Annotated in this window: 3 protein-coding genes and 3 pseudogenes; 3 read left to right on the forward strand and 3 right to left on the reverse strand. The window is 62.6% G+C overall.

Translation table 11 applies throughout. The annotated features are described in order from the left end of the window. A pseudogene (locus WCE35_RS09025) lies at positions 1-550 on the reverse strand (hypothetical protein); the annotation flags it as partial. A 189-nt stretch (positions 551-739) separates the two neighbouring features. Here WCE35_RS09025 and tnpA point away from each other — a divergent pair. From tnpA to tnpC, 3 genes and pseudogenes are all read left to right on the forward strand, one after another. Beyond that, complete coding sequence (gene tnpA / locus WCE35_RS09030; protein ID WP_424593002.1) at positions 740-1516, forward strand: IS66-like element accessory protein TnpA; 777 nt, start codon at positions 740-742, stop codon at positions 1514-1516. Next, complete coding sequence (gene tnpB, locus WCE35_RS09035; protein WP_424593003.1) at positions 1513-1866, forward strand: IS66 family insertion sequence element accessory protein TnpB; 354 nt, start codon at positions 1513-1515, stop codon at positions 1864-1866. Before tnpA ends, tnpB begins: the two co-directional genes overlap by 4 nt. A gap of 69 nt (positions 1867-1935) precedes the next feature. Next, positions 1936-3376, forward strand: a pseudogene (gene tnpC / locus WCE35_RS09040) (IS66 family transposase); the annotation flags it as partial. A gap of 67 nt (positions 3377-3443) precedes the next feature. Here the strand turns inward: tnpC and WCE35_RS09045 are convergent. Beyond that, a pseudogene (locus tag WCE35_RS09045) lies at positions 3444-4446 on the reverse strand (tyrosine-type recombinase/integrase). Next, positions 4443-5096, reverse strand: a 654-nt coding sequence (locus WCE35_RS09050; RefSeq protein WP_424593004.1) for a tyrosine-type recombinase/integrase, incomplete at its 5' end; no start/stop codon positions are given. The pseudogene WCE35_RS09045 and the gene WCE35_RS09050, both read right to left, overlap by 4 nt.

Raw genomic sequence — 5096 nt, forward strand, 5'->3', positions numbered from 1 at the left:
TCTTCAACGTCAGCGCCGCTGCCGCGCCCCGGCCCCGCGCGTTGAACCTGCCACCTCCCTTGCCGGTGCCGAAGTCACGGTTCGGATTGCCGCCGGCCCGACGTATGGCCCGTTGAACCTCACCGACGAAGCTGGTCGGGCGTCCACGCGCCGCGCCGATCCGACGCCCGGCTTCCTGCCCGCCGCCGCGATCGCGGACCTTACCGGGACGGATACGAAAGTCGTCTTCATTGCGTGCCATGAGACGACGATCGGAAGTCAGCGCGCGCCTTGAAAGAGAAAAATGCGATAGTCGTAGAGTAGCGTCGAAACGCTTGCGGCGGCGAAGCTTCGGCAATCTCCCAATCTTCGCACGGCACGAGCGACGGCTCTCGGAGCATTGAAAGAGAATAACAATCAGAAAAAGCGCCGCTCGCTCATCTCGGTGGAACTTCGGAGATTGACCTAAAACAATGTGCAGACAAAAACTTAGGAACGAAGTTCCGGAAGCGGGGAAACTCGCTTTATCTTGCAATCGCTCGATGGGGCTGTAACCGTCCGACTCCTGCACATCTTTCTGATATTTTGTTCTGGTTCCATTTCAGCTTCTCTGCTGCAGTGGAGAATCGCCGATGGCGTCTCGTCGTTCCTGGGTAAAGGCCGATAACCCGTTCTGGTCGAACCATGTTGCGGCTGGTATCGAAGCGCGCTGGACGCGGAACACTACTGCCGGAAACACGATCTTTCGACGGCAAGTTTGATGCGGTGGGCGCGTCATCTGCTGAGCGCGGAGGATCTGCGCAAGCATGCGGAACATCTGCAGAAATTGCGCTGGAAAAAGCCGGGACGGCAGCCGAAGAGTGGACAGTCGAACAAGCCCAAGAGGCCTCGGCGCAATCGCTACAGCGTGCGGACGGACAGCGGTCCGGTGGCTCTTCAGGCGTTCTGGGGCATGCATATCGAAGCGATGAACTGGAGCGGCATGGGGCACGCCGAGTATGCCGCAGCGCTGGGTTTGTCGCCGCATGCGTTGCGGATTTGGCGCAATCGGCTGGAACAATCCGGCAACGAAATGGACTGGCGAAGCCTGCTTCATCCGAGTGCCCGGGCTCAGTTAAGCAGCGCTGCTAATTGCGCGCGGCGCAAGTACCGCTTGACACCGGAGGCGGCGGACGGCCGGTCGAACCGCCGTCGCTTCAGCGACGAGCAGAAGCGAACGATCGTGCAGGAGACGGAGAAGCCTGGTGCCAGCGTGGCGCAGATTTGTCGCCGCCATGGCGTCGCCACCAGCATGGTGTTCCGCTGGCGGGTCGACTTCGGCCTGAGCGCTCGAAAGGCTCCGCAAGTCGTAACGGTAGCACTCTCCGACGGCGCGGCGAATGAGCCGTCGGCGCTCGCCGTTTTGCGCGATCTCGTGCGGCCGCCCGACGGTATGATGGCGATCGAACTGGATGATGGGCGGCGCGTCTTTGCACCTGAAGGCAGCAACCCGGCTGCGGTGAAGCGGCGGCTCGCCAAGGGGAAGACATCACCATGATGGTTGTTCCGGCAGGCGTGAAGATGCATCTGGCACTGGGTCATACCGACATGCGGAAAGGGCTCGATGGCCTCGCGACACTGATCCAGGAGCATCTGAAGAAGGATCCATTCTCGGGTCACTTGTTCGTGTTCCGCGGCAAGAATGCTTCGCTTTTGAAGATCCTGTTTTGGGATGGGACGGGGCTGTGCCTGTTCACCAAGCGCATCGACCGCGGAAACTTTTTCTGGCCGCGCCTCGCGGAGCCTGGCAGCTCGGTGACGCTGTCGCCGGCGCAACTCGCGATGCTGCTTGAAGGCATCGACTGGCGTACGCCGGAGCGCTTCTGGAGACCGCTTCTTGCCGGCTGAATCACAAAAACCCCTATCAAATAACGCTAAGTCCCTTCTTCGAATCAGCTGATTCGAGTAGAATCGGACATGCAGATCGATCTCCAAAATCTTCCGACAGACCCAGCACTTCTGCATCGTCTGGTGTGCGATATCGCCGCCACGATCGAACATCGCGACAGCGAAATCGACCGCCTGAAATCCATCATCAAGCAGTTGCAGCGCGCGCAGTTTGGCCGTCGTTCCGAGCGTCTCGATCCCGACCAACTCGCCCTCGGGCTTGAAGACCTCGACGGCGATCTCGCCCGCGCCCGTGAGAGCGGTCCGCGGGTCGAGAACCAACCATCCGAACGGACCTCCCATCGCAAGCCGCTGCCCGACCATCTGCCGCGCGACGACGTACGGCTCGATATCGACGACATGATTTGCGCTGCTGCGGTGGCCCGCTGCATGTGATCGGGGAAAGCGTGAGCGAGATGCTGGACTGGGTTCCGGCGCAGCTGCGCGTGATCCGCACCACGCGTCCCAAATATGCCTGCCGGAGCTGCGAGACTGTGGTGCAGGCGCCAGCTCCGGAGCGGGTGATCGCCTGCGGCCTGGCGACACCGGCACTGCTCGCCCAGGTGCTGGTCAGCAAATACTGCGATCACACGCCGCTTTATCGGCAGTCGCAGATCTTCGCCCGCCACGGCGTCGATCTCCCGCGTTCGACGCTGGCCGGATGGGTCGGCGTGAGCGCCTGGCCAAGAACGTGTTTGCCTCCGACCATCTGTTTGCCGACGACACGCCGCTCCCTGTGCTCGATCCCGGTCGCGGACGTACGAAGACCGGACGTCTCTGGGTTTATGCCCGCGAGCAACGCGGCTGGAGTGGACCGGAGCCGCCGGCTGCAGTCTTTGTGTTCGCGCCAGACCGCCGAGCTGAGCGTCCAGCTTCCCATCTGGAGAACTTCCAGGGCGTGCTCCATGTCGACGGCTATGCCGGCTTCGAATCCTTGACAAGCAAGGGCAACGTCGTGCTCACCGCATGTTGGAGCCATACACGGCGCAAGTTCTACGAGGTAGCGCAGGCAACCAACGCACCTATCGCGACCGAGGCGCTGCGCCGGATCGCAGAACTTTATGCCATCGAAGCCGTCGTTCGCGGTCAATCGCCGGGCCACCGGCTCGCGGCTCGCCGCAATCGCTCCAAGCCTGTCGTCGAGGAGATGTAGCTCTGGTTCGAAGAGCAGCTTCCTCTTGTACCAGGCCGCAGCACGATTGCCGAAGCGATCCGCTACGCACTCTCGCGCTGGGACGCTCTGACGCGCTTCCTGCATGATGGCCGCATCGAACTCGATACCAATCCGGTTGAACGCGCAATCAGGCCAGTGGCGCTCGGTCGCAAGAATCATCTCTTCGCCGGCAGCGATGGGGGCGGCCATCGATGGGCCGTTCTTTGTTCGTTGATCGAAACCGCCCTATGCCGAGCGCGGCATAGGCAGGTTTATGCCGCCCGCCGAACTATGCCGAACGGGTCCGGTATGGCGCGTCGTTGTCACGCTGGCATCGTCGATCGCGTGCACGGCAGCCCCATTCCATTCGGCATAGTCTGGTCGTTCAGAGCGCCTCGAGGAAGGCGAGCAGGCGGTCGTTCGGCTGGAAGCGGGTTCGCTTTGCCGCGCTCGTACGGCTTGAGCTTCGCCAGGGCAGCTTCCTTGAGGGCGAGGTGGGCGTGTAGGTACGTCTGCGTCGTCTCGACCGATTCATGACCGAGCCACAGCGCGATCACGGAGCAGTCGACGCCGGCTTGCAGCAGTTCCATCGCAGCGCTGTGCCTCAGCACGTGCGGTGACACGCTCTTGGCCTTCAAAGACGGGCAACTCTTGTGAGCGACACGAACATGCTTTCCCAGCAGCGACTGGACGCTGTCGGCACTGAGCCGGGCCCCGTGTACGTTGGGGAACAACGCTGTTGCTCCTTTTCGTAACGGTTCCTTGAGCCATGCCTGGAGCGCACACCGAGCGAGTGTGGTCAGCGGAGTGGTCCGCTCCTTCCGCCCTTTACCGACACATCGTACGTGTGCGCCAGACCCGAGGTGGACGGCATCCCGGTCAAGGCCAGTCAGCTCGGAGAGGCGCAAGCCCGTCTGGGCCGCGACCAGCAGCAAGGTGTGATCGCGGCGGCCGAGCCACGTCGTTCGATCGGGCGCGGCGAGAACCGCCTCGATCTCGGGGCGCGTCAGGAAGTGCACCTGTCGCTTGTCGTAGCGCTTGCTCGGTATGGCGAGCACGCGCTGGATCAGCGCACTGTGTGCCGGTTCCTCGAAAGACACGAACCTGAAGAAGGATCGGATGGCGGTCAGACGCAGGTTACGCGTCTTCGCGCTGGCGCCGCGCTTTACCTCGAGATCGGTGAGGAACGCGCCGATGATCGTTGCATCCAGATCGGCGAGCGTCAGGGCAGATGGGGACTTCCGCAGCCGCACCTGTGCGAACATGAACAGCAGCCGGAACGTGTCCCTGTAGGAGGCGATCGTGTTGGCGCTAACATTGCGCTGGCGCATGAGACGCTCGGTGAAGAAGCGCTCGATCAACGTGGCGACATTGCAGGCGGGCTTCATGGCGTCACCTCCCATCGCCGATCGAGACGCCGCGCCGCTTCTTCCATCAACTCGGGGCAGGCCGAGAGATACCAGTAAGTATCGCGCACGCAGGCGTGGCCGAGGTAAGTGGAGAGCACTGGGAGCTGCTGCTCGACATCCTTGCCTTCGCGATACCAGTCGAGCAGCGTCCGGATGGCGAAGCGATGACGGAAGTCGTGCACGCGTGGCCCGGTATGATCACCTGGGCGCCGCAGCCCGATCTCTCGGGACAATCGCCAGAAGACGCGATGAACGTACTGGTGCAGCAAGCGGCCTCCCTGTTCGGCAACGAAGAAGGTCGAACCGCAGCGTGATCCAAGCAGTGCATCGCGCCGGTCGGCGTAGTCGCGCAGCGCGGTTCTCGTCGTCGGATGCAATGGCACGAGCCGCGACTTGCCGAACTTGGTCAGCCGGACCGTCAGCACGCCGGCGTCGAGGTCGACGTCATCACGCTCCAGGCCCATCGCCTCGGATATACGCATGCCTGTCACCGCGATCAGCCCGAACAGGGTATGGTAGGTCCATCGGCGCAGCCCGTCCTCTGGCGGCAGAGCCAGCGCCGCCGTCAGCAACGCATCGATCTCCGCGTCGCTATAGGCATATGGCTTGGCACGCTTCCACCCCGGCAG

It is taken from the genome of Bradyrhizobium sp. (assembly GCF_049691595.1).
GTDB lineage: Bacteria > Pseudomonadota > Alphaproteobacteria > Rhizobiales > Xanthobacteraceae > Bradyrhizobium.